Origin of the sequence: Fontibacter flavus (genome assembly GCF_042432905.1) — a bacterium.
In the GTDB taxonomy this organism is placed as follows: Bacteria; Bacteroidota; Bacteroidia; order Cytophagales; family Cyclobacteriaceae; genus Fontibacter; species Fontibacter flavus.
The window spans coordinates 91290-115343 of sequence record NZ_JBHLWI010000040.1 but is presented as its reverse complement, the minus strand read 5'-3'; the positions used below and the strand labels follow the sequence as shown (position 1 = coordinate 115343).

General features: G+C 40.3%; 20 protein-coding genes. 11 read left to right on the top strand and 9 right to left on the bottom strand.

Features of this window, described 5'->3' with window-relative positions:
* The first annotated feature begins 45 nt into the window (after positions 1 to 45).
* Positions 46 to 1608, top strand: coding sequence for a SulP family inorganic anion transporter (locus ACFFIP_RS14950; protein WP_382388496.1), 1563 nt, complete (start codon positions 46 to 48; stop codon positions 1606 to 1608).
* Here the strand turns inward: ACFFIP_RS14950 and ctlX are convergent.
* The 6 genes from ctlX to ACFFIP_RS14920 form a co-directional block, all read right to left on the bottom strand.
* Complete coding sequence (gene ctlX / locus ACFFIP_RS14945; RefSeq protein WP_382388495.1) at positions 1594 to 2535, bottom strand: citrulline utilization hydrolase CtlX; 942 nt, start codon at positions 2533 to 2535, stop codon at positions 1594 to 1596. The two genes, ACFFIP_RS14950 and ctlX, sit on opposite strands and share 15 nt — an antisense overlap.
* A gap of 27 nt (positions 2536 to 2562) precedes the next feature.
* The gene (locus ACFFIP_RS14940; protein ID WP_382388494.1) at positions 2563 to 3468 is read right to left on the bottom strand and encodes a YjiK family protein; all 906 of its coding nucleotides are present in this window, start codon (positions 3466 to 3468) and stop codon (positions 2563 to 2565) included.
* 122 nt (positions 3469 to 3590) lie between these two features.
* Positions 3591 to 6125 carry an ATP-dependent Clp protease ATP-binding subunit gene (locus ACFFIP_RS14935; protein ID WP_382388493.1) on the bottom strand — a complete coding sequence of 845 codons (2535 nt, stop codon included), beginning with the start codon at positions 6123 to 6125 and terminating at the stop codon, positions 3591 to 3593.
* Between the two features lie 81 nt (positions 6126 to 6206).
* Positions 6207 to 6827 (bottom strand): WbqC family protein, encoded by a 621-nt coding sequence (locus ACFFIP_RS14930; RefSeq protein ID WP_382388492.1) that lies wholly within the window; start codon positions 6825 to 6827, stop codon positions 6207 to 6209.
* 218 nt (positions 6828 to 7045) lie between these two features.
* Positions 7046 to 7675, bottom strand: coding sequence for an L-threonylcarbamoyladenylate synthase (locus tag ACFFIP_RS14925; protein WP_382388491.1), 630 nt, complete (start codon positions 7673 to 7675; stop codon positions 7046 to 7048).
* Between the two features lie 197 nt (positions 7676 to 7872).
* Complete coding sequence (locus ACFFIP_RS14920) at positions 7873 to 8277, bottom strand: (deoxy)nucleoside triphosphate pyrophosphohydrolase (RefSeq protein WP_382388490.1); 405 nt, start codon at positions 8275 to 8277, stop codon at positions 7873 to 7875.
* Positions 8278 to 8352: 75 nt separating this feature from the next.
* Here ACFFIP_RS14920 and mltG point away from each other — a divergent pair, with 75 nt between their 5' ends.
* The 5 genes from mltG (at position 8353) to ACFFIP_RS14895 (ending at position 14309) form a co-directional block, all read left to right on the top strand.
* A complete protein-coding gene (gene mltG, locus ACFFIP_RS14915) occupies positions 8353 to 9396 on the top strand; it encodes an endolytic transglycosylase MltG (RefSeq protein WP_382388489.1) in 1044 nt (347 codons plus the stop codon).
* Position 9397: 1 nt separating this feature from the next.
* Positions 9398 to 9805, top strand: a complete 408-nt coding sequence (locus ACFFIP_RS14910) for an acyl-CoA thioesterase (RefSeq protein WP_382388488.1) — start codon at positions 9398 to 9400, stop codon at positions 9803 to 9805.
* An 11-nt stretch (positions 9806 to 9816) separates the two neighbouring features.
* On the top strand, positions 9817 to 10761 hold the full coding sequence (locus tag ACFFIP_RS14905; protein WP_382388487.1) for a YihY/virulence factor BrkB family protein: 945 nt from the start codon (positions 9817 to 9819) through the stop codon (positions 10759 to 10761).
* Between the two features lie 95 nt (positions 10762 to 10856).
* Positions 10857 to 12956: a phosphate acetyltransferase gene (pta, locus tag ACFFIP_RS14900; protein WP_382388486.1), complete on the top strand. Its 2100-nt coding sequence runs from the start codon at positions 10857 to 10859 to the stop codon at positions 12954 to 12956.
* A 153-nt stretch (positions 12957 to 13109) separates the two neighbouring features.
* Positions 13110 to 14309 carry an acetate/propionate family kinase gene (locus ACFFIP_RS14895; RefSeq protein WP_382388485.1) on the top strand — a complete coding sequence of 400 codons (1200 nt, stop codon included), beginning with the start codon at positions 13110 to 13112 and terminating at the stop codon, positions 14307 to 14309.
* A 38-nt stretch (positions 14310 to 14347) separates the two neighbouring features.
* Here ACFFIP_RS14895 and ACFFIP_RS14890 read toward each other — a convergent pair whose 3' ends face one another.
* Together ACFFIP_RS14890 and ACFFIP_RS14885 are read right to left on the bottom strand one after the other, a co-directional pair.
* A complete protein-coding gene (locus tag ACFFIP_RS14890; protein WP_382388517.1) occupies positions 14348 to 15451 on the bottom strand; it encodes an amidohydrolase family protein in 1104 nt (367 codons plus the stop codon).
* A 213-nt stretch (positions 15452 to 15664) separates the two neighbouring features.
* Positions 15665 to 18382 (bottom strand): cation-translocating P-type ATPase, encoded by a 2718-nt coding sequence (locus ACFFIP_RS14885; RefSeq protein WP_382388484.1) that lies wholly within the window; start codon positions 18380 to 18382, stop codon positions 15665 to 15667.
* A gap of 132 nt (positions 18383 to 18514) precedes the next feature.
* On the opposite strand from ACFFIP_RS14885, the gene ACFFIP_RS14880 reads away from it, so the two are divergent.
* From ACFFIP_RS14880 to ACFFIP_RS14860, 5 genes are all read left to right on the top strand, one after another.
* A complete protein-coding gene (locus tag ACFFIP_RS14880) occupies positions 18515 to 19084 on the top strand; it encodes an RNA polymerase sigma factor (RefSeq protein ID WP_382388483.1) in 570 nt (189 codons plus the stop codon).
* Entirely contained in the window at positions 19077 to 19841 is a 765-nt protein-coding gene (locus ACFFIP_RS14875; protein WP_382388482.1) for a hypothetical protein, read from the top strand. Before ACFFIP_RS14880 ends, ACFFIP_RS14875 begins: the two co-directional genes overlap by 8 nt.
* A 21-nt stretch (positions 19842 to 19862) precedes the next feature.
* Entirely contained in the window at positions 19863 to 20891 is a 1029-nt protein-coding gene (locus tag ACFFIP_RS14870) for a Smr/MutS family protein (protein WP_382388481.1), read from the top strand.
* A gap of 34 nt (positions 20892 to 20925) precedes the next feature.
* Positions 20926 to 21867: a DUF4097 family beta strand repeat-containing protein gene (locus ACFFIP_RS14865; RefSeq protein WP_382388480.1), complete on the top strand. Its 942-nt coding sequence runs from the start codon at positions 20926 to 20928 to the stop codon at positions 21865 to 21867.
* A 178-nt stretch (positions 21868 to 22045) separates the two neighbouring features.
* Complete coding sequence (locus ACFFIP_RS14860; protein ID WP_382388479.1) at positions 22046 to 22933, top strand: dienelactone hydrolase family protein; 888 nt, start codon at positions 22046 to 22048, stop codon at positions 22931 to 22933.
* 152 nt (positions 22934 to 23085) lie between these two features.
* Here the strand turns inward: ACFFIP_RS14860 and ACFFIP_RS14855 are convergent, their stop codons facing one another.
* On the bottom strand, positions 23086 to 23970 hold the full coding sequence (locus ACFFIP_RS14855) for a 3-keto-disaccharide hydrolase (protein ID WP_382388478.1): 885 nt from the start codon (positions 23968 to 23970) through the stop codon (positions 23086 to 23088).
* Positions 23971 to 24054: the final 84 nt, after the last annotated feature.

Sequence of the window (24054 nt, the reverse complement as noted above, 5' to 3'; positions counted from 1 at the left end):
TATGGATTAGAATCCATTTGTTTAAACTAATCGTAAAACAACAATATGAGTAACCGAAAAGCACTTTTTTCACATTTAAACGATGACCTTCCAGCAGGATTGGTGGTTTTCCTTGTCGCACTACCCTTGTGTCTAGGCATTGCCTTGGCATCGGGTGCTCCATTATTTTCTGGAATTATTGCTGGTGTCATTGGAGGTATAGTCATCGGTTCTCTTTCCGGATCTCACACATCTGTGTCGGGACCTGCCGCTGGTTTAACAGTAATCGTATTGAACGCCATCACTGAGTTGGGATCATTTGAAGTTTTCCTTTTGGCAGTAATCTTGGCCGGGGTATTCCAAGTTGCTATGGGTATCCTAAAGGCTGGCGTTATCGGTTATTATTTCCCTACCTCTGTCATCAAAGGAATGTTGGCGGGTATTGGTATCATCCTGATCATCAAGCAAATTCCTTATGCTTTTGGTGTAAATGAAACTGAAGATCTTGCCCAATATATTCCTTTCATCAATGATATAGGGGCGGTAATGGACCTGAGAAACCTCACCAAAGAGTTTGATTTGGGTGCAATTATCATTACAATGGTTTCCCTTACCATCCTTATTCTTTGGGACAAACCTTTTATCAAAAAAATCAAAATATTTAAGACCATCCCCGCTCCCCTCCTTGTTGTGGTCTTTGGGGTTGGTTTGAATAAGTTTTTCAAATTCTTCGTTCCCTCTCTTTATTTGGATATTGAGGACAAAGTGGTATTGCCTAAGATCAGCTCTTTTGATGGATTTATCAACCTTTTCACATTTCCTGATTTTTCCCAGATCGGAAACAGTGATGTCTGGTTAGCAGCCTTCACTATTGGTGTAATAGCAAGTTTGGAAACGTTACTGAGTTTGGAAGCAGCGGATAAAATCGATACTTACAAAAGAGTTTCCCCTCCCAATAGAGAGCTCCTCGCACAAGGTGTGGGAAATATTGCCAATGGCCTGATCGGGGGACTCCCCGTTACTGCTGTTATCGTCAGGAGTTCCGCTAACGTTGGTGCTGGCAGCAGAACCAAAATATCTGCAGTTTTCCATGGTGTTCTTCTATTCGGTAGTGCCATCCTTATACCTGGTGTATTAAACCTGATTCCTCTTGCTTGCCTTGCTGCCATACTCTTACAAGTAGGTTATAAGCTTGCGAAAGTTTCCTTATTCAGAACCCAGGCCAGACTGGGATGGGATCAGTTTTTGCCATTTATCATCACAATCCTTGGCATTGTGGTATTTGACTTGTTGATAGGTATTGGTCTGGGAATGGGTGTAGCTATTGTGTACATCTTGTTGAGAAACTTCCAAAACTCACATTTGCTTGAAGAAAAAAACGAAGAGGATGGTAACACTATAAGGATTACACTTTCTGAAGAAGTGAGTTTCCTGAATAAAGGTGCTTTGATCAAAACTTTGGAAGAAATTCCTGACGGGAAATATGTCATTATTGATGGCTCAAATTCAAAAATCATCGATTATGATGTTTTGGAAGCTATTGAAAACTTTAAGATCAATGCTCCAAGCAGGAATATAGAAGTGGATACGATTAAGATCAAAACAATCAAAGTATCAGGCCTTCATTGATGGTAGAAAAATCTCTGCCATCATACACCTGGCACTTCCACCGCCAAGTTTTTCAATGATGGGGATTTTGGGAATAATGATTTCCGTATATCGTTTGATGGTCTGAAGCTGAACTTTGCTCAGAGACTGAAAGGCAGACTCTGACATAACTGTAAATTTCTGCCCTGAAGCATTCCTCACCTCCAACATGTTCCCTGCAAAACCGAACTTCTGTTTGGCCGTAATTGGAATTATTCTTTTTCCTGTTTTTCCCAAAGCCTCCTGAACTTTCAGCTTGTCTGAAGCAAGGGGTATACTGTCAAGACAGACAACAGCCAATTCACTCCCTACATGCATCATGACATTGGTATGATATATAGCAGAATATTCACCATTTACCAGTTGGACAGCGTCAAAATCCACAATCTGATAGTCTAATAACCTTGAAAAATATGCCAAAGGAACCTCATGGGTCCTCACTGATCTGCAAGCGTAGGCTATTTTATTGATCCGGTCCAATACAAGGCTACCTGTTCCTTCCAAAAACTGATTGTCTTTTTCAAAAAAAGAAAGGTCAATTATTTCTGAAATCTGGAAACCTTTTTGCATCAGCAACTCTATTATGTCTTTTCGCCTTTCCAACCTTCGATTGGAAGAAAACATTGGGTACAGAATCAACTTGCCATCTTCATGGGTACTGAACCAATTATTCGGAAAAACAGCATCTGTCTTGAAAGGTTCTGCCGTATCTTCTACCACGATCACATTGACCCCTGCCTGCTGAAGCAATTCAACAAATCCATCAAACTCTTCTTGAGCCACAGCATTAATTTCTTGGGAATCCCTTTCATCCTTTTGTTGATAAAAGTTATTTGAGGCAGTTTCGGGATTAAACCCAAAATTAGCCGGACGGACCATTAAAATAGATGAGGTGGTTTGATAAGTCATGATTTTGATTTTAAAGCCCCAAAATACCTATTTTTTGTTATACCTATAAAGCACAGGCCTGATATTAAACCTTTGTTCACTCAGCGTATAATAACTCCTTCCTGAAGGGTGAAAAGCAATTGCTTCTCCCTGAGGTTCTGGCTTGTAGGGAAGAATCAAAGGTTCCCGGCTTAAGGCTTCCGGAATAGTTTCTCCTGTTTTTCTTTCCCAAAAGAAAACAGTTAAATAGTTTTTTATAAGAACCTGAGTTCCATCAAAAGCAATGTCCCCACCAACCGACATGGTAAAAGGCAGTTCCATCACCTTTTCCAATACATACTCATCCTTTTCGAAAGCGGTAGTCGGAATCCTGTATAGGGTATTGCTACTATCCCTTTTGGAAAGAATAAAAATATCCTTTGAAACCGGATCAACCATTAAGGTCTCGGCATCTTTGGGACCATCAGGGTAGGTCAATTTCAATGTCTTTGGCTTGATTCTGAGTTCTGAAGTGAATGGTTTAGGTTCAGCTAATCTATGAATGAATATTTCAGGATAAACACCTCTATTATCTCCAATGTCACCAACATAAATGTAATGGAGATTTGGGTTAGGCCCAGGGCCTACTGCAATATCCTCCCAATCTCTGTTCTTAACGCCTTCTAAAATTATCTTTCCTTTCTCTCCCCCATAAGTATCAATCATGTATATATAGGGCTTACCCCCACTATCATTATGGGTATAGATGATATCTTCATGTGTTCTGGAAAAAGCAATACCGCTAGCTTCGTCAATTTCTTTGTTCGATAATTTTCCAACTGCCTTTGGACCGGAATAGAGCGAGTCCATATAATCAGGTATAATCGGTAAAACTTTTGATTGAGGTATTTTTTCAGAAATCACCAAAGGCAATGAAAAGAAAATCAGGATAGCTTTGAATAAATAATAGTTCATGGAGTTCATATTTAATCGATACGCAAAAAATAAGCTAAAGGCTCCTTGCTCATGTTAAGCCTTGTTAAAACGAAAAAAGCGGTCAATTACAATCGACCGCTTGCTTTTCTATTTATTTCAACTTATTCAGCTTTCTCTTTTTTATTCACTGTAATGGTCAATTCCTCCCCTTCTCCGGAGTAATCTGCGAGGATTACATCTCCTTCAGAAAGTTCCCCTTTAAGGATTTCTTCAGCTAAGGCATCTTCCAGATATTTCTGAATGGCCCTGTTCAAAGGCCTTGCCCCATACTGTTGATCATATCCTTTTTCAGCTAAGAAATCTTTTGCTTTATCAGTCAATTCAATCTTATAGCCTAGATCTGTTATTCTGCTGAACAGCTTGTTCAAACTGATATCAATGATCTTGTGAATATGATCTTTGCTGAGAGAGTTAAACACGACCACATCATCCAATCTATTAAGGAATTCCGGGCTAAATGCTTTTTTCAATGCACTTTGAATGGTAGACTTCATCACATCATCCATGCTTTGCTGCTTGGACTTGGATGCAAAACCAATTCCTGAACCAAAATCTTTGAGGTCTCTGACACCAATATTGGATGTCATGATGATGATGGTATTTCTGAAATCCACTCTTCTACCCAGACCATCTGTCAGGATTCCATCATCCAATACCTGCAAAAGAATATTGAATACATCAGGGTGAGCTTTCTCGATTTCGTCAAGCAGGACTACAGAATATGGCTTTCTTCTAACCTTCTCGGTCAATTGTCCACCCTCTTCGTATCCTACATATCCCGGAGGTGCCCCCACTAATCTGGAAACACTGAATTTCTCCATATATTCCGACATATCAATTCTCACCAAGGAATCTTCTTTGTCAAACAAATACATCGCTAACATTTTAGCCAATTCAGTTTTACCTACACCGGTTGGCCCTAAGAAAATAAAGGATCCGATCGGTTTCTTAGGGTCTTTTAGGCCTACTCTTGTCCTTTGGATCGCCTTCACCAATTTCTTGATCGCTTCATCCTGACCGATTACCTTAGCCTGAAGGTCCTGCGCCATATTGAGCAATTTAGCACCTTCGTTTTGGGCAATACGCTTAGCTGGAATTCCAGTCATCATGGCGATTACTTCTGCCACATTTTCCTCCTCCACAACATAGCGTTTGGTTTTGCTCTCTTCTTCCCACTTCACTTTAGCTGTTTCCAATTGTTCAAGTAGTTTCTTCTCCTTATCTCTCAATTGGGCAGCTTCTTCATATTTTTGGCTTTTGACTACCCTGTTTTTCTCAATCTTGATTTTTTCAACTTCATCTTCAAGCTTGAGAATTTCTTCAGGAACATGAATATTATTGATGTGGACTCTGGCTCCCGCTTCATCCAAAATATCAATCGCTTTGTCAGGAAGGAATCTGTCAGAAATATACCTGTCGGACAATTTCACACAAGCTTCTATCGCCTCAGGCGTGTAGATGACATTGTGGTGATCTTCGTATTTATCCTTGATATTGTTAAGGATCTGAATGGTTTCTTCAGGACTGGTGGCGTCCACCATCACCATCTGAAACCTTCTTGCCAGTGCACCATCCTTCTCAATATATTGCCTGTACTCATCAAGTGTAGTCGCACCGATACATTGGATTTCACCCCTTGCCAAAGCGGGTTTGAACATATTTGAAGCATCCAGTGATCCACTTGCTCCACCAGCACCGACGATAGTATGCAATTCATCAATGAAGAGGATAACATTCGGGGACTTTTCCAGCTCATTCATCACAGCTTTCATTCTCTCCTCAAATTGCCCTCTATATTTAGTACCTGCCACCAATGATGCAAGATCCAAGGTCACTACGCGCTTATTGAACAGTACGCGGGACACTTTTTTCTGAACAATCCTTAAAGCCAAGCCTTCGGCTATGGCAGTTTTCCCAACTCCGGGTTCACCGATCAGAATTGGGTTATTCTTCTTCCTTCGGGAGAGAATCTGGGCTACACGTTCAATTTCCTTTTCTCTACCAATGATTGGATCAAGCTTATCATCCTCTGCCATTTTGGTCAGGTCCCTTCCGAAATTATCCAAAACAGGCGTTCTTGATTTTTCACTTGAACCTTTAGCTGCACTTCCAGAGGATCCGCTTCCTGATGAAGAGCCAAATAGTTTAGATCCATCCTCATCCGGATCATCAGCTTCTGCCTTAGATCTTGGTCCTGTATCTGTCTGAAATTCCAGCATTTCTTTGACAGAATCATAGTTGGCATCAAACTTATGCAATATCTGGGTAGCAATATTATCTTCATCCCTCAAGATGGAAAGCAACAAATGTTCTGTTCCAATCAATTGACTTTTGAAGATCTTTGCCTCCAAATACGTAATCTTCAATACTTTTTCTGACTGCCTTGTCAAAGGAATATTGGCAAGGTTTTTTACATTGTGGTTCGCAGTTCCTTTTACTGCCCTTTCAATGGAATTTCTGAGTTCTTCTAATGGAACTCCCAGTTTTTTTAGTATGGAAACAGCCACGCCTTCCCCCTCTCGAATCATTCCCAACAAGAGGTGCTCTGTACCAATGTAATCATGACCCAACCGCAAAGCTTCTTCGCGGCTAAGTGAGATCACCTCTTTGACCCTGTTTGAAAATTTTGCTTCCATGTATATCCTTTCTAATTTGATTTGAAATCCGTATTAATGTTACCGATTTTGTTTTAAAAACACAATCCTTTTAACTATTGTTCAATCATTTTTTTGTGAAGCACGAAGAATGTTTCCTGCATTCACTCCTTCACAGAAAAGAAGATCCACAATACTCAAATTAGGTTCAAAGTCTGCGCCAAATAGTTGCGGATATTCCCTAACCCTGTAAATCCCCCTCTCACTAAAATCAATCTTCGCATCTAAAAGCCCCCGAATATCTGTAAATGACTGATTTTGACCTTCTTTTTCCAAAACGGAAAGTTTGACATCCAACTTTAACAACTTAAGACAAACTGTCAGTAATTCCATGTTTAAGTCAAACAAAAAAACCGGATTTTTCTGGTAGACTTTTTCAAGGTAAGGAAAAAAGAATTCAAAATAAGGCGCTTTGCCATAAGCTGACTGTAATCCCCTTAAATGTACATTTTTCCATTTTTGATGGTAATCAATCTTTACATTCCGGTATTGTATCTTTTTGTTACCTCCAAGTACAGGTACGGATAGTGTTTCAACTTTGTTGGCCAGTAAAATTTGAGTCCTATTTCTATAGGTTTGCTTTTGATACCTTTCCAACCCATCTATACATATTTCCTCTTGATCCAAAATCGCTGTAAAATATTCCAGTGAAGGCAAATAAAACAACTCGGTAATTATTCCCATTTATTTGTTTATGGTGACAGATTCAATGTTATTTTATGATTATCCGCAATTATGCCAGCAAAACATATTTTTTAGAATAACCTATGATATCGAACCAATATCCTTGAATAACTTCTCCGCTGAGCTGGATCCAATATCCATAAATATCGGTTTGCTAATAATCCACTTTTAAATTGATGAGTGGTGCTATTCCGGATATACATATTATTTTTTAAACTTTATAATATGTCTTCTACGGAACCCAAGCCTTCCCTCACTACTTCAATCTGATTTCCGGTACAGTCGAGAATCGTAGATGCTACGTTCTTACCATATCCCCCATCGATTACAATATCTACCAAGTCTTTATACTTTTCATAGATAAGTTCAGGATCAGTACTGTACTCCACAACATCATCTTCATCACGGATGGATGTTGTCAAGATAGGTGAGCCCAGTTCTTTGACGAGAAGCCTGGGAACTGGATGATCCGGAACCCTGATCCCTACCGTTTTTTTATTGCTGTTAAGAATCTTTGGAACTTGATTGTTTGCTTCCAAAATAAAAGTATAAGGACCTGGAAGTGCTTTTTTCATTACTTTAAATACCGGAGTACTCAAAGCCCTTGTATAATCCGCAATATCACTCAAATCATAACAGATAAATGAAAAATTATGCTTTTTGGGTTTAATTCCCTTTAACTGTGCAATTCGCTCTACCGCTCTCTGCTTATGAATATCACAGCCCATCCCATAAACGGTATCCGTAGGATATATTATCACACCGCCATCACGAAGCACTTCAACAATCCTTTGGATTTTTTTTATTTCGGGATTTTCCGGATATAATTTGATGAATTCTGCTGCCATTATAGTGAAATTTTAATCTTAGATTCTTTGACTAGTTTATTGGAAGGGGTTAAACTAAGTTATCACTCCAAATTGCCGCCCGAATCCTAATTCTTATCGAAGTTAACTTAAGCTTGCCGTAACTCAAAATTTAAAAGAGGCTAAAAACCTCTCATATGGAAAAGAAAAATCCTATTCCTATTAATTGCTCGAAGAACCTATTGTTTGGCAAACCACTTTATGAAATCATCCACAATTGGAATATCCGCGGCGGCCCAATCCAGTTTTTTTATCTGATCAACTGGTAACCAAATAACCGATTTATGTTCTTTGAGCACCAATTCACCTCCTAAATATTTACATAAAAACGGCATTAACTTGATCAATTTCCCAGCCTGATAAATATGTAAATTTGGATTAAAAGCCTCTTTTATTTCAATGTCGAGATTCAATTCTTCCTTCAATTCCCTTTTTAGACATTCTTCGGGAGACTCCCCTTCTTCAATTTTCCCTCCCGGAAATTCCCATTTCAAGGGATGGGCCATCTCTTCGCTCCTTTGCGCACACAAAACCTTATCTCCTTCAAGAAGGATCGCACATGTAACTTCAATCTGATTGTTCATAGAATGAGGATAAAATTAGCCCTGTGAACAAAAATCTCTATTTTTGCCGTTATTCCCTTTATCAGAGTCAAAAATATGTTCGAGGATAAAAAAACAAAAATCTACCTCATCGTCATCATTACCTTTTCGGTTTTGCTGACTTCCCTTTCTTTTTACTTCTATCAGGCCTTTTTCAGTCCAAATGCCCTGATCGATAAAGACGAGCCATACACCCTGAAAATCCCCAGTAATGCGGTCTTTAAAAATGTGTCCGACAGCCTTTATAACAACAATGTTATCAATGATGTGATCACATTCAGTTTCGTGGCAAAAGTGATGAAATATCAGGAAGCAGTAAAGCCAGGCTTATACACCATCCCCCCAAGGACAAACAACCTCAATCTGGTGAGATTATTGCGCTCAGGCAAACAAACTCCGGTGAATGTCACTTTTAACAATGTAAGAGTAAAGGAAGACCTTGCTGAAAAAATCACCAGAAACCTGGAAATATCAGAAGATCAATTTTTGAATCTGGTGATGGATTCTGTTTACATCCGAAAATTCGGATTTGAAGAAGAAACCATCATGGCCATGTTTATTCCAAACACTTACGAAATGTGGTGGAACAGCAGTCCTGAAAATCTATTTGATAGGATGTATAAAGAGTATGAAAGATTTTGGACTGAAGATAGAAAACAAAAAGCCGCCAAAATAGGACTCAGCCCACTGGAGGTTTCCACTTTGGCATCTATAGTTCAGGCAGAAACCCAAAAAGCAGATGAAAGAGCAAGGGTAGCAGGTGTCTATATGAACCGCCTTAAAATCAAAATGCCTTTACAAGCCGACCCAACGCTGGTATTTGCAGCAGGAGACTTTAGCATCAAAAGAGTGCTGAACATCCATAAAGAAATTGACAGCCCTTATAATACATACAAATACGCTGGTTTACCTCCAGGACCAATCAACCTGCCTGAAATATCAGCATTGGATGCAGTGCTCAATTACGAAAATCATCAGTACCTATATTTCTGTGCAAAAGATGATTTCTCCGGTTATCATGCTTTTGCAACTAATCTGACAGAGCATCTCAACAATGCCAGGAGATACCAAAATGCATTAAACCAAGCAAAAATCTATTAATATGTTCCAAGCTGAAACCACCGTTCGCGTGCGCTATGCTGAAACTGACCAGATGGCCTATGTATATTATGGAAATTATGCCATGTACTTTGAGGTCGCCAGGGTTGAGGCCTTGAGATCTGCTGGTTTTTCCTACCGACAAATGGAGGATGATGGGATAATCATGCCCGTTTTAGAACTCCACACACAGTTCATCAAGCCCGGAAAATACGATGAATTGCTTACCATCAGAACAAGTATACCTTCTTTACCTGGTGTAAGGATAAAATTTGAGTATGAGGTTTTCAATGAAGCCAATGAGTTGATCACCAAAGGCTGGACTACTTTAACCTTTTTGAAAAAAGAAAGCCATAGACCCTGCAGACCTCCACAATATTTGTTAGATTTATTGCAGCCATATTTTCAATAATCCATTTTTAAGTGAAAAAAAGGATTCGATTATTTTCAATAAAATTCACCCGAAAGGCCAAACTGTTGAGGAAATTCCATTTTGGAAATCCTGATCAAAACCTTTATGACGTAGGGAGAATATTTATTGCCCAGGTCCAAAAAGATGAAATCAGCGAAAGAGCAGGGGCTATGGCTTTTAGTTTTACTGTGGCCATGTTTCCTTTGCTGCTTTTCCTGCTGAATATGATTCCCTACATAGGGATTTTTTTTGAAAATGTGACGACTAATAATATCCTCATGTTCATCCGGGAAATCATCCCTTACAGCATTTATCAGGAAGCTGAAGCCACTATCATGGACATTGTCTCGAAGCCTAGACAGAGTTTGCTATCCCTTGGTTTTTTTCTAGCCTTGTTCCTGTCTACAAATGGTGTGGTTTCGATGATGAATGCATTCAATGCCGTATACCGAACAAAAGAAAACCGTTCCTTTTGGACTACCCGAGCAATTGCTGTCAGTATTGTAATGGTTTTGATCCTGTCTATTTGTGCCGCAGTAGTCATCATGATTTTTGGAAGCAGTATCCTCTACCGGATTTCAGAATGGGAATTGGTATCCAGCAGTCTATACTACTACATGCTGGCGTTTTTTCGCTTCTTTGTGCTTTTGTCACTTTTTACAATTGCCACAGCGTACATATTCAGGTTTGCACCCGCCGTCCATGATAAATGGCGGTTTTTCTCAACAGGTTCAGTGACAGCTGGTTTTTTGATCACTTTCGGGTTTTATCTTTTTTCATATTACCTCAACAATTTCGCTACCTACAACAAGCTCTATGGATCAATTGGTGCGATGATTGCCGTCATGTTATGGCTTTTCATAACCTCTTTGATTATTCTGATTTGTTTTGAAATAAATGTAAGTTTGGATAAAGCAGCCGAAAGGCGGGCAGTTTCTGCCAAACTTGCAAATTAAATCTCATGATTAAAGTCATGTTTTGTACCCTATTTGGTCAACATTAAGACTGACCGGAGCCTTTAATTTTGTCCAAAATCTAAACCTATTCCGACATGGAAAACAATAAAAGTATTTTCATAGCCACAGCTCAACCATTCAGTGGAAAATCCATCGTTGCCTTAGGCCTGGTGGATATGCTGCTTGCCAAAACCCAAAAAATCGGCTACTTCAAGCCCATCATCAATGATAAACCTACCGTCAAAAAAGATTCCCATATTGATACCCTGATCAATCATTTCAAACTTCCCATTCAATATGACAAATCATATGCCTACACCAAAGAAGAAGCAAATACCTTAGCAGAAGCTGGACTTCAGGGAGAAATCATTGATACGATCATCAGCAAATACAAAAGTCTGGAAGAAGCTTACGACTTCACCATTATTGAAGGGAGTGATTTTTTGGGAGAGGGCACTGCTTTTGAGTTTGACGCCAATGTAACCATCGCCAAAAACCTGGGCACGCCAGTTGTGATAGTGACTTCCGGTGATGGCAAAAACATCTCCCAAATCACCAATTCAGCCATTGTCACCATCAAAAACTTCCTTCATAGGAAAGTCAAAGTGATTGCTGTGGTGGTCAACAAAGTAGATCCAGATGAAGTGGATGAAGTCAAAAAAGAACTTCAGAAGCAGCTCAAAAAAGACATGCTCGTTACGGTTATCCCAAAAATCACAGAACTGAAAAGTCCTTCCATGAAGGAAGTAAAAGAACATTTGAATGCAGAGGTGATGTTTGGCGAAAATTACCTTACCAACAGAGCCGATCATTTTATTTTTGGAGCAATGCAGATTGCCAACTTCTTGAACCACATCAAGCAGAATGTGCTGATCGTCACCCCAGGAGACCGTGCGGATATCATTATGGCTTCATTGCAGGCCAACCTATCCAAAAACTACCCCAAAATAGCCGGTATCGTCCTTACGGGAGGTTTTGAAATTGCAGAATCCGTCATCAGGTTGATTGAAGGCTCAAACATTATGGTACCAATCTTAAGGGTAGAAGAACCTTCATTTTATGCCGCTACGAAGGTGGCAGCTATCCATTCCAAAATCTCTGCTGATGATACCGAAAAAATCCATATTGCTGTAAACACCTTCAGAAAATACATGGACATGGATGCCCTGGAAAAAGAAATCGCCGCCTTCAAACCAGTAGGCATGACTCCAAGAATGTTCCAATACCAATTGGTCAGCTGGGCAAAAAGTAAAAAGAAACACATTGTCTTACCGGAAGGAAAAGATGAAAGAGTTTTAAAAGCTGCAGACAGATTGGTAAAACAAGGCATTGTCAATGTTACACTTTTAGGAGATGTGAATGAGATCATGACCAGCATCAGCCGCCTTGGCTTGTGTATCAATCAGGAAAACTGCCAAATCATCAATCCACAGGAATCTTTCTATTATGATGATTATGTCAACACTTTGTTTGAACTCAGAAAAGGCAAAAATATGCCATTGGAAGTAGCCAAAGATCTGATGACTGATGTGGCCTATTTTGGAACCATGATGGTTCATAAAGGCCATGCGGATGGAATGGTATCCGGCGCAATCCATACCACTGCACATACAATTAGGCCAGCATTACAGTTTGTCAAAACCAAACCAGGCATTTCCTTAGTGTCTTCAGTGTTTTTTATGTGCTTACCTGATCGGGTAACAGTATTTGGAGATTGTGCAATCAATATCAACCCTACTGCGGAAGAATTGGCTGAAATAGCCATCTCTTCTGCAGATACCAGTTCCAAGTTCGGCATAGAACCAAGGGTAGCGATGTTATCTTACTCCTCGGGTCAGTCCGGAACGGGTGAAGATGTGGAGAAGGTCAGAAAAGCTACCGAAATCGTCAAAGAAAAAAGACCTGAAATCAAGGTAGAAGGCCCTATACAATATGATGCCGCTGTGGATCCAATCACCGGTAAACAAAAAATGCCTGATTCTGAAGTGGCGGGAAATGCTTCCGTACTGATTTTCCCGGATTTGAATACCGGTAACAATACCTACAAAGCTGTTCAAAGGGAAACAGGCGCCATCGCCATTGGCCCAATGCTACAAGGACTTAACAAACCCGTCAATGACCTCAGCCGTGGATGTACCGTTGATGACATTTTCAACACCGTAGTCATTACTGCAATTCAAGCACAGGAAGACTGAGCATTCTGATTAGATGAAAGCTATTAGAGTCGATAGCAAGGTAAACGAATTCAATAAATTGAATTTCAAAAGTCGGATTTCGGAAACATTTAGAATCAAAGAAGTACCGAGAATGATTTCCAACTTAGTAACAAGAAGAGAGAAAATTAATCTATGAAGATATTAGTTTTAAATTCAGGCAGTAGTTCACTCAAATATCAACTGTTTGAAATGCCAAACGAGTCACCTCTTTGTTCAGGGCTAGTAGACCGGATTGGTTTACCACAATCCACCATTACCCACAAAGTGTTCCCTCAAGGTCTAGAGAAGGTCTTCAAAATGGAGCTGCCTATCAAGGACCATGAGGAAGGTCTGCTGCAAGTCACTAAATTACTCACAGATCAAGATGCCGGAGTAATTTCAAGTACTGAAGAGGTCAAAGCCATAGGGCATAGAGTAGTGCATGGCGGTGAAAGATTCGCCACCACAACCCTCATTACAGATGAGGTCAAAGCCAAAATCGAGGAATTATTTGCCTTGGCACCTTTGCATAATCCGCCAAATCATTTGGGGATTGTAGTTGCGGAGCGCGTTTTCCCTCAGGCCAAGCAAGTGGCAGTATTTGACACAGCATTTCACCAAAGCATGCCGCCCCTTTCTTACCGTTTTGCCATCCCCAAGGAAATGTATACGGAACTGGGCATCAGGGCTTATGGATTCCATGGTACGAGCCATCAATATGTGTCAAAGAAAGCAGCAACGTATTTACAAAATCCAAGAGCTAAAATCATTACCATACACCTTGGAAACGGCAGCAGTATGACTGCTATTGACAGTGGCAAATCTGTTGATACCAGTATGGGACTTGGGCCAATGGGAGGATTGGTCATGGGGACACGTTCAGGGGATATTGACCCTTCCATCATTTTTCATTTGATCAATGAAAGGGGTTTTTCTCCCAAAGATGTCAACGATATTTTGAACAAAAAAAGCGGCTTACTGGGCCTATGCGGATTCAGTGATATGCGGGATGTTAAAAACGCTGTTTCAGAAGGCAATGAAGATGCAAAATTGGCCTATGACCTGTATGCCTACAGGATCCAAAAATACATTGGCACTTATACTGCTGTCCTCAAAGGACTGGATGCCGTGGTATTTACTGCAGGAATTGGTGAAAATGACGCAGAAATGCGGGAGGTTGTTTGCAAAGACATGAACTTCTTTGGAATAATATTGGATAAAGAAAAAAACAAACTCAGGACCGCTGATATCAGAGAAATCAATACTGAAGATTCAAAAGTCAAAGTACTCGTCATTCCTACAAATGAAGAATTAGAAATAGGCCAACAAACCTATGCCCTGATCCAAAAATGATAAAAGGGACGGAAAATTCTCCGTCCCTAGTTTTTTAATCAATCTGGAAACCTACTGCTGTCTATATTTGGAATGATCTTGATGGCATTTTTGTAGTAAAGTTTCTTCAGCACTTCATCAGGCAAGCCCAACCCATACATACTCCAGAAGGCATGGTACTTTTTGTAGTATGGAAAATATTCATCCTCAGTTTCCAATACCCGAAAATAGGTATAAAACTCCTCTTTGTTATAAGCGTCTTTCGCAAAAACCACCCTGTCCTGATATTTGGTAAAAAAGGCCTTAGCCCTCCTAGGTTGTCTACCAAATTCAGCGATTACAGCCCCTATCCCAAAATAGACATTTGGAAATTCATCCAGATGACGTTCCGCTTTATCAAGATTATTGGCCATCCAACCCATATGCGCATTGATAAAAGTAGTACCGGGATGTTTTCTGAAAACATTATGCTGTTCTGCTAACAATTGGCCGAAAGGAGCCGGATCGTCATTTCCCCTTTTCCTATTGGGGTTAATCTTCAGTTCCAACCAACGCTCATTATTGGCATCCATGGGTTCCCAAAACTGTTCAGGATCTGCAGAGTGAATCAGAACAGGGATACCTAATTCCCCACATTTTGCCCATACAGGATCCAGATCCGCATGATCTATTTCTACTCTTTTCCCATTGATATCTTTTACTGAAAGGCCCAAACTCTTGTAAATTTTAAGGCCATTTGCTCCATTTTGAACATCTTTCTCTAAGTCGGCTACCGCTTTCTGAACCCATCCAGGACTGCCAAAGTCATGGAAGGAAAGATTGGTAAATACAATGAATCTCCCGGGAGCTACACCATTAAATCTTCTGATCATGGAGAACATATATTCCTGCCCATCAGGATCAGAACCTATCCCTCCTCTTCCCCTGCCACTCAGATTGACCATCACTGCCATATTCAATTCATCCATTTCACCTACCAGTCGGTGAACCGTCTCCTGCGCCACATTCCATTGATGACTGTGTACATCTATAAAGGGGAATTTGGCTCTTTTTACCGGATTTTCAGGGACAACCAATGTGGAAGGAGGATTGTATTCCTCAAAACCCATTTGCTGTGCAATGGTGCCTTCTCCCAAAAGGAAAGCCAACACCACCGCAGCCATTTTTAATTTTTGACCAAATTTTCTCCAACAGTTTTGCATAGCGAATTATAATTGTGGTTTTTTGAAAAGTGCCTAAGCAGTCACAATGACAATGGGAAATTGAAAAAACTATCCATCTTATCCATGCCATCCATCAAATTTTGGCAATTGTATTAAACATCAATGGTTTCGTTCAAAAATAAGCTTTCAAATTCCTTTGGTTTTTGGCATCACTTACTGTTTTGCTTTTCTATTCTTCAAAAACTTATACAATTCCATCACAATCAAAATCGGCACCGCCAAAAGTAAAATTTGAAGCCATTCATTAAAACTGATCGGCTCAATTCTCAAAACACGTTGCATCAAGGGAATTTGCATGCTTATTATATGAATCGCCTGCGCAGCAATAATTCCAATGACAAGCAAGTAATTCCTGCTGATTGGAATCTTAAAAACAGAGGTAACTTCAGATCGGCAATTAAAAGCATGTAGGTTCTGCATAAATACCATCAGAAGCAGCACCAGGTTCCTGGCATGCAGTTCAATCATACTGCCCAATCCATTCAGCCAATACCAGAATGTAAACACAATAATACCTGTCGTCAAACCAGATAAAACGGTCTGATTAATCATGGTAGCGTTGAATATTTTTTCTTTTGGCTTTCTTGGAGGTTTTTGCATAGCCCCCGGTTCTCCACCTTCAAAAGCAAGAGCCACATCTTGGATGCCATTGGTGACCAAATTCAACCAAAGAAGCTGTACAGCCAATAAAGGAAGTGGTAAGCCCGCAATTATAGAAATCAAAAACATCACAATTTCTGCCGTCCCAGTTGAAATCAAGAGATAAATTACTTTCCTGACATTATCATAAGCATATCTCCCTTCTTCAACCCCAGCCACAATGGATGAAAAATTATCATCAACTACGATCATTGAACCAACCTCTTTGGCCACATCTGTCCCTGAACCCATCGCTACACCGATATTTGCCCTTTTCAGGGCCGGAGCATCGTTTACCCCATCGCCGGTCACAGCTACAAATTCACCATCCCTGATCAAAACATCTACGATTTCGAGTTTTTGCTTTGGGGATACACGGGCAAAAACTGAGGCATTCTCCACCAAATCTTTATAAGCTGGGCTATCATATGGTCCTGCATCCTCCAATAAATTACCGGTAACGACCCTTTTCACCTCTTCATGGATTCCAAGTTCAGCAGCAATACTAGCTGCCGTGGATGGATGGTCCCCGGTAATCATCACAACTTTGATTCCTGCTTCCTTGCATTTGATCACTGCATCTTTAGCTTCCGGACGAAGAGGGTCTATAAAACTGATAAGCCCATAAAATTCCAAATCAGGTAAATCTTCATCCTGGTAATTCTCTTTCCTTATAAAATCAGACAAAGGCGATCCTGCAAATGCCAGCACCCTGTGCCCTAATTGCGCCAATTCTTCCAACTGAAGTAGGACATGTTCTTTTTCCAAGGGTTTTGAAAACTCTCCATCATTCATCCTTGAACAAAAACCCAGAACCGTTTCTACAGCTCCTTTGAGACCTATATGAAGTACCCCATTCTCCTTCCAGAATGCAGCTGAATATTTTCGCTCAGACTCATAAGGAATCTCCTGAACAATCGGAAACTCCCTTCTTATATCATTTGGGTCAACACCAATTTTATAACTCATCCCCAGCAAAGCCACATCCATGGCATCCCCAAAATGTTCCCACTGATCATTTTTTGGATTCAATGAACCTTCATTTGCCAAGACTGAAATTCTATTCAGCCTTGCTAGGCAAGGATCTATGCTATGCAAAGATACAGGTAATAACAGTGCCTCTTCAACTACCTCTCCCACACCGTTATAGCCCTCACCTGAAACAAAAAAGGTTTTTTTAAACGGCAGTACAATCTTCCTGACTGTCTGCTGATTTACCGTCAAGGTACCGGTTTTATCAGAGGCAATCACGGTACAGCTTCCCAAACTTTCAACAGCAGTAAGTTTTCTGACTATCACATTCCGCTTAGACATACGATTGGAGGCTACTGAAAGCGCAATGGTAAGTGCCACGGGTAACCCTTCAGGAATAGCAGATACAGCCATGGCCACGACAAAGAAAAAAATACCGGCAAAATCCATCCCTCCCATCCTCAATAAAACACCAAGCAACACACTCAATATCACAATAAAAATCGAAACCTGTTTTGTAAATCTTTCCATCCGGAGTACCAATGGGGGTTTTGCAGAAGTAGACTCCTTCACATCCTTAGAAATCTGACCTACTTGGGTCATAACTCCTGTTCCCACCACCACACCCATTCCTCTGCCAGACACTACCGTAGAACCTGCATAAGCCATATTGCTTCTTTCCCTTAAGTCCACATCATGATCAATTAACGCATGGTTTTTCAGATTGGCAATAGACTCCCCTGTTAGAAAACTTTCATCTACACTGAGATTGAAGACTTCCAGCAAGCGGATATCTGCAGGAACTTTCATTCCTGATTCTAAATAAACAATATCACCAGGAACAATCTCTTCAGCTCCAATTTCCACATCCTCCCCCGCCCTTTTTACCCTGGCCTTTATTTTCAACAAACTTTTTAACCCTTCTGCACTCTTCTCCGCATTGTATTCCTGATAAGCACCCAGACCACTATTGATTATAATGACAAAAAAAATAAAAATCGAATCGGTAATCTCTCCAATAAGAATTGAGGCAAGAGCAGCAGCTAAAAGAATAAAGATCAATGGATTGATGAATTGATGAAGAATTGTTTGGAACAAGGTGACTTTTTTTACTTCCGGCAACTTATTTTCACCATAAAAATTTCGTCTCTCCTCCACCTCTGATAAAGGAAGACCATGACGGGAAGCAATCAATTCACGTAAAACCTGATTCTCCTCAACAGAATGCCACTTTTCTTTTCCTATTCCCTGTAGCTGCATTTTATTTGAAATTATCTTCCTTAAAATACTTAACTCATAATGAGAATCAAACAAAAAAAATTAACCTTTTTTCACAAACCAGTGCAACCTATTTTTACTGACCTGTATCTACCTATTTGAAAGCCATCAACAATGCTGTTCAAGAAAACTTTTATATCAGAACAAGACATCATCAAAGGTTGCCTAAAAGGTGAGCGAAAGGCGCAACAGCACCTTTATGAATCTTATTCCAAAAAGTTTCTTGCCATCTGCTTGAGATACATCAAAGACAGAGACCTGGCAGAAGACGTGATGATTGAAGGCTTCATGAAGATCTTTGAAAAACTTTCACAGTTTGAATCCAAAGGGAGTTTTGAAGGATGGATGAAACGCATCATCGTAACCCAATCCTTACTTACCCTTAGAAACAATAGGCATCTGAACATGGAAGTCCATGTAGAAGGCCATTTGGAAAATGCTGATTCAGTATATGAATTGGACCATTTGGAAGCAGCAGATTTAATGGAATTGATCAAAGATCTCCCTGTGGGTTACAGAACGGTCTTTAACCTTTATGCCATAGAAGGGTATAGTCATGCTGAGATAGCCGATTTGCTCGGAATCACAGAATCTACTTCTAAATCCCAGCTCAACAGGGCTAGGAATGTATTGAAACAGAAAATAGCCGACCAACAAACCAAAGAAAGGAGAATCAATGGCTAATTCAGAGAAAAAATTCGATCAGCTTTTCAGAGATAAGTTGCTCAACCATGAAGAAACCCCATCCAAATTGGCTTGGGAAAAGCTTGAAAATAGATTGAATGAACAAAAAAAAGGCGGATTAGCTGCCTTCCCATGGATGCAGATGGCTGCTGCCTTTGTCTTGTTATTAGGAATGGGTTACATCATTTGGCAAACCATCAATGCTGATCAAACGCCCCTTCCTCAGCTTGCAGAAGTGGTGCTTACACAGGCTGAAGAACCTGAGATTGTTGAAGAACTTACAAAGGAATTGCAGAGCGAAGTATTCCTGGATAAAACTGAAGCAAAAGCCCTGGAGAATAAAAAGAGTTCAACAGGATCATCAAGTCAACAATACAATGACAATCAAAAGAGACCTTCAGAACCAAAAAATGACTTCATGGCCTCCGCAGAGAGGGAAAGAGAGCTAGACCCCATTATAAGTGTTCCTGAGCTTTCCCTACCGGACTTAGATCTGCATGAAAGCATTGCTTTGCAAACCATTGAGGAACAGTCTTACGAAGAAAGTTTCGAGGACGAAGTACCCTATAAAATCACTATCAAATCGAACGGTTTGAAGGATGAGAGTCAAAAACTTGGATTAATTGGAGAAATAGAAAACAAAGTAGATAAAATCGGAGGGTTTTTAAACAAGGTGGAACAGGGATTTGCAGACCTGCAGGATGCAAAAGCCAACCTCTTTGCCAGTAATACCCCAAAAAAAGAAAGAAGTAAATAACCATATTTAGAAAATATAGCGATGAAAAAATACCTGTTATTATTTTGTATGCTGGGATTAGTCCAGCTTGCCTTTGGTAGGTCCAATGATCACTTGTTGGTTCAGAATGACAGCATTATTGTTGAATTTGGAAAATCTGGTAAGATTGTCATTTTAGTGGACAACAAAGAGGACTTTGAAAGGCTCAAAACCATGAACATCAACCAAATCATCCGAGAACTGGATTTGGAAGTAGATGAAAAAACCGGAGAATTGGTAGTAGTTGAAGTACAAAACAGAAAAGGCAACAGAGAGGTAGTCCGTGTACGTGAAGACGGTTTAGAAACCGAAGTTATGATCGGTGGTGTACGGGTTACTGTTGATGAAAGCAGAGGGGATACCAAAGTGAAAGTAGAAACAGGAACCAGAAAAAAAAGTGACCCTCCCTTCCGTACCTATTTCAATGTAGACCTCGGCATCAACAATTACATTGAAAACAATTCAATTTCACAAGGACTAAGTTCTGCTGACTACTCCGTAAAAGGTTGGGGAAGCTGGAATGTAGGCCTCAACTGGATGGCCAGTCAAAGAATCAGCAAAGGTTTTCATTGGGATTTGGGATTGGGTGTCAATTGGTACAATTTTAAATTTGACAACCGCCAAACGCAGGCTGTAAGAGGAGATGGGGAAATTGATTTTATTCAAAGAACTGATGTAAATGGCTTCAAAAGTAAAATTACAGCTTCCTACTTGACAGCGATGTCTTTGTTCAAACTGGACTTTGGACAGATGAATGACCAAGGTGAAAGAGGATTCCGAATAGCTTTTGGACCTTATGCCGGCTACCGTATGGGAGGAAGGAGTAAGTATGTTTATCGTCCCCTTGACGGAGGTGGAAGAAGAAAAGATTTTGAATCCACTGGAGCTTATCTGAATAACTTCAGATATGGTATCAGGGGAGAAATAGGTGTAGGGCGCATTAATTTCTTCGGGACTTATGATTTGAATACACTGTTCAAAGAAGGTGCAGGACCTGAACTTAACCCCATCACTTTTGGCATCATATTCTAAATAATTTGAATCAAAAATTAAACCAAGCCATACTATGAAAAACTATCTTAAACTTTCACTTTCAGCAATTCTACTGATGCTGCTAACCGGATTCCAGCAGGGATTCGCACAGATGAAAACTTTGGTTGATGTCCAGAAATCATTTTCAGGCATTACCAGGATCGAAGTAAACGGCGGAGCTCTAGAGGTAGAATATTCCGGGGAAGGCCAATCCAACGAAATTTCAGTGGACGCTTTCCTGGAATCAACTTTTCATGATCAGGATATTATTTTTGTGACTGCCGGAAATATTTTGAAAATAAGCCATAAAGTCACTACTACCAGAACCAATTGGACAAACATTAGGACTAAAGGGTATATCAAAATCCAAGGTCCCCAAAACATGGGACTAGATATCAAAGGTGGTTCGGGGACTGTCAATGCTTCAAATGTTAAATCCAGCCTCACATCCCTTTCGGTTGGGTCAGGAAAAATAACGGGAAATAATATTGAAGGAGATGTTGAAGTTAAAGCTGGCTCAGGCTCCATTCGTCTGCAACAAATTGCCGGCAATATCAAAGGAAATATCGGCTCTGGAAGTGCCCAGTTTCAGGATGTGAAAGGTGATATTCAATATGCATCCAGCAGCGGTGGCATTACTGCCAACAATATAGTCGGCAAAATGAATATCAGCTTGACCTCCGGTAATGCCAAACTGGAAAATGTAGCGGAACTGGGTGAGCTTAGACTTACTTCAGGTAATTTAAATGCACTTAATTCAGGGCTTGGAACTGAAACCAGCATCAACGGAACCTCTGGTAATTTCAAAATCCAGACCAATTCCAATTTGGCAAACTTCAATTATAAATTGAACGCTACCTCAGGCAATATCACCGTTGGTAACTCCAGGTCGACTAGGGGCTTGAATATTGACAATGGTGCTGATTATAGCATCAAAGGCAATATAACTTCCGGCAACATCACTATTCAAAATTGATACAGATTACCTGACTTTTAATAAACGGGGCATTGCAAACGCAGTGCCCCTTTTTTTTGCAACCTATCACCCCTATTAATTCCCGAAGAGCCTTAAAATCAGAAGGATTATCCAAATATTCCCCTAAATTGTATCTTTATTTGACCAATCTGGTTTATTAGCTATCAACATTTGTATTATGAAACCTATCAAGAAAGAAGATCTAAAGCAGGAAATTTTCACCCTTTACGACGATTATTGCCATAATAGAATAGAAAGAAGGGACTTTGTAAAGCGACTATCCGCATTTGCTGTTGGAGGTATTACAGTGAGCTCTTTGATGTCCTTTTTGATGCCTGATTACCTCAAAACCAAAAGGTTCGACAGTAATGACCCGAGAATCATCACTGAATATGTGGAATATGATTCCCCTTTAGGAGGCGGAAAAATGAGAGGATTATTGGCAAGGCCTGCCGATGCAAAAGGAAAAATACCCGGAATCATTGTGGTCCACGAAAACAGAGGTTTGAATCCGTATATTGAAGACACCGTTAAGCAAGCTGCAGTGGATGGCTTCATAGCCTTTGGACCGGATGCACTGTATCCTTTAGGGGGGTATCCTGGAAATGATGATGAAGGAAGAACCATGCAGGCGAAAAGGGACAGAAATGAAATCCTTGAAGACTTTATTGCAGCTTTTGAATTGCTGAAGGAACATGAACATTGTACCGGAAATGTCGGTATCGTAGGCTTTTGCTTCGGTGCGTGGATTTGCAACATGATGGCGGTCAAGAGACCGGACCTTAAGGCTTCTGTTCCATTTTATGGTGGTCAGGCTCCTGCTGAACTTGTTCCTAATATCAAAGCTCCCTTACAGCTACATTATGCTGAACTGGATACCCGTGTAAATGAAGGATGGCCTCCATATGAAGCAGCATTGAAAGAAAATAGCAAGGAATACGAGGTCTTTTTCTATCCAGGTGCCAACCATGGATTTCACAACCATTCTACACCTAGGTATGATGAGGCTGCTGCCAAATTAGCCTGGGAAAGAACCATTGAATTCTTTAGAAATCATCTAAAATAAAAACCTTTACTCTCTTCAAAAACAAAAGTATCACAGAGAGCCTGTGATACTTTTGTTTTTAATCTAGCTAAAATGATTATCCACAAATATCCGGTCATCTGAAAATTGGTCGATATTTGTTTAGCGCTAGAATAGCAAATATACATATTTTATCAATCCTCTTTTGTGAAAGCACCATAACCCAGTTGGTTCAGGACTTCCTTCAATTTAATCTGATCTTTTTGAAAAGAGACCAAATCAAATAGCTCCACTTTCCTGAAATCAATGGGATGACTTTCACTTTGCAGGGAAATATAGCCAGCCTTTAGTGGCATTCCATCAATTTTCACTTCGGGATCAACAGGGTTGACATTCCCTCCCCCTATCTGCGGATGATAATAAGTAAGTACAGATTTCCCTTCCAAAATATGATGGATTACAGAATCCCCAAGTACCAGGAATTCGGCAGTCACCCATTGATCACCATGGTAGGTTTTCGATGTAGAATTCACACAATGCGGCGTAAACAATTCCCCATTCATCACCACATTCGTTCCTGGAGTACAGAGATTGCTCGTCGACCTCTCATTGACGCCATCACCGCCCAACAATTGGCCTTCCACTGATATAGGGAAATCCTGGTCCTTCAACATAGTGGCCGGATCCTGACAATGCAACATTGCGCCGGAATTCCTGAAAGCCCAACCTTCACCTTCAGGAGCCTGATCACCCACAAATCTATACTCCACTCGGAGTAAGTAATGTGAAAAGGGTTCTTTGTAAAAAATATGCCCATATTGCTGATTAAAAGCCTCATAACCGTCATACCTGACCTTCAGCATCCCCTCCTCTACCCGGAAAGTATTGGCAAAATTGTCATGTAGCTCATGCTTGGCTATTTTGACTATCCAGTCATCCATATCCTGACCATTAAAAAGCTGCATCCATTCTCCTACAACGGCTTCCTCTTTTTTGGAATCAGGAGAACAGGATAGACTGCAAACTGCAAAGATGGTCAAGATGAGAGTTGAAATTTGTTTTGTTGATTTTTTCATCATGCTGGTTTTATCATTTAGAAATCTCTGATTCAAAATATCCCTTTTTGGTCAAGTTATTGATTGAGAACCGAAACCAGCCAGCAT

Excerpts from the sequence above, each read along its gene's own strand:
- ACFFIP_RS14950 (WP_382388496.1), top strand. The coding sequence starts at position 46 with ATGAGTAACCGAAAAGCACTTTTTTCACATTTAAACGATGACCTTCCA.
- ctlX (WP_382388495.1), bottom strand. The coding sequence starts at position 2,535 with ATGACTTATCAAACCACCTCATCTATTTTAATGGTCCGTCCGGCTAAT.
- ACFFIP_RS14940 (WP_382388494.1), bottom strand. The coding sequence starts at position 3,468 with ATGAACTATTATTTATTCAAAGCTATCCTGATTTTCTTTTCATTGCCT.
- ACFFIP_RS14935 (WP_382388493.1), bottom strand. The coding sequence starts at position 6,125 with ATGGAAGCAAAATTTTCAAACAGGGTCAAAGAGGTGATCTCACTTAGC.
- ACFFIP_RS14930 (WP_382388492.1), bottom strand. The coding sequence starts at position 6,827 with ATGGGAATAATTACCGAGTTGTTTTATTTGCCTTCACTGGAATATTTT.
- ACFFIP_RS14925 (WP_382388491.1), bottom strand. The coding sequence starts at position 7,675 with ATGGCAGCAGAATTCATCAAATTATATCCGGAAAATCCCGAAATAAAA.
- ACFFIP_RS14920 (WP_382388490.1), bottom strand. The coding sequence starts at position 8,277 with ATGAACAATCAGATTGAAGTTACATGTGCGATCCTTCTTGAAGGAGAT.
- mltG (WP_382388489.1), top strand. The coding sequence starts at position 8,353 with ATGTTCGAGGATAAAAAAACAAAAATCTACCTCATCGTCATCATTACC.
- ACFFIP_RS14910 (WP_382388488.1), top strand. The coding sequence starts at position 9,398 with ATGTTCCAAGCTGAAACCACCGTTCGCGTGCGCTATGCTGAAACTGAC.
- pta (WP_382388486.1), top strand. The coding sequence starts at position 10,857 with ATGGAAAACAATAAAAGTATTTTCATAGCCACAGCTCAACCATTCAGT.
- ACFFIP_RS14895 (WP_382388485.1), top strand. The coding sequence starts at position 13,110 with ATGAAGATATTAGTTTTAAATTCAGGCAGTAGTTCACTCAAATATCAA.
- ACFFIP_RS14890 (WP_382388517.1), bottom strand. The coding sequence starts at position 15,451 with ATGGCTGCGGTGGTGTTGGCTTTCCTTTTGGGAGAAGGCACCATTGCA.
- ACFFIP_RS14885 (WP_382388484.1), bottom strand. The coding sequence starts at position 18,382 with ATGCAGCTACAGGGAATAGGAAAAGAAAAGTGGCATTCTGTTGAGGAG.
- ACFFIP_RS14880 (WP_382388483.1), top strand. The coding sequence starts at position 18,515 with ATGCTGTTCAAGAAAACTTTTATATCAGAACAAGACATCATCAAAGGT.
- ACFFIP_RS14875 (WP_382388482.1), top strand. The coding sequence starts at position 19,077 with ATGGCTAATTCAGAGAAAAAATTCGATCAGCTTTTCAGAGATAAGTTG.
- ACFFIP_RS14870 (WP_382388481.1), top strand. The coding sequence starts at position 19,863 with ATGAAAAAATACCTGTTATTATTTTGTATGCTGGGATTAGTCCAGCTT.
- ACFFIP_RS14865 (WP_382388480.1), top strand. The coding sequence starts at position 20,926 with ATGAAAAACTATCTTAAACTTTCACTTTCAGCAATTCTACTGATGCTG.
- ACFFIP_RS14860 (WP_382388479.1), top strand. The coding sequence starts at position 22,046 with ATGAAACCTATCAAGAAAGAAGATCTAAAGCAGGAAATTTTCACCCTT.
- ACFFIP_RS14855 (WP_382388478.1), bottom strand. The coding sequence starts at position 23,970 with ATGATGAAAAAATCAACAAAACAAATTTCAACTCTCATCTTGACCATC.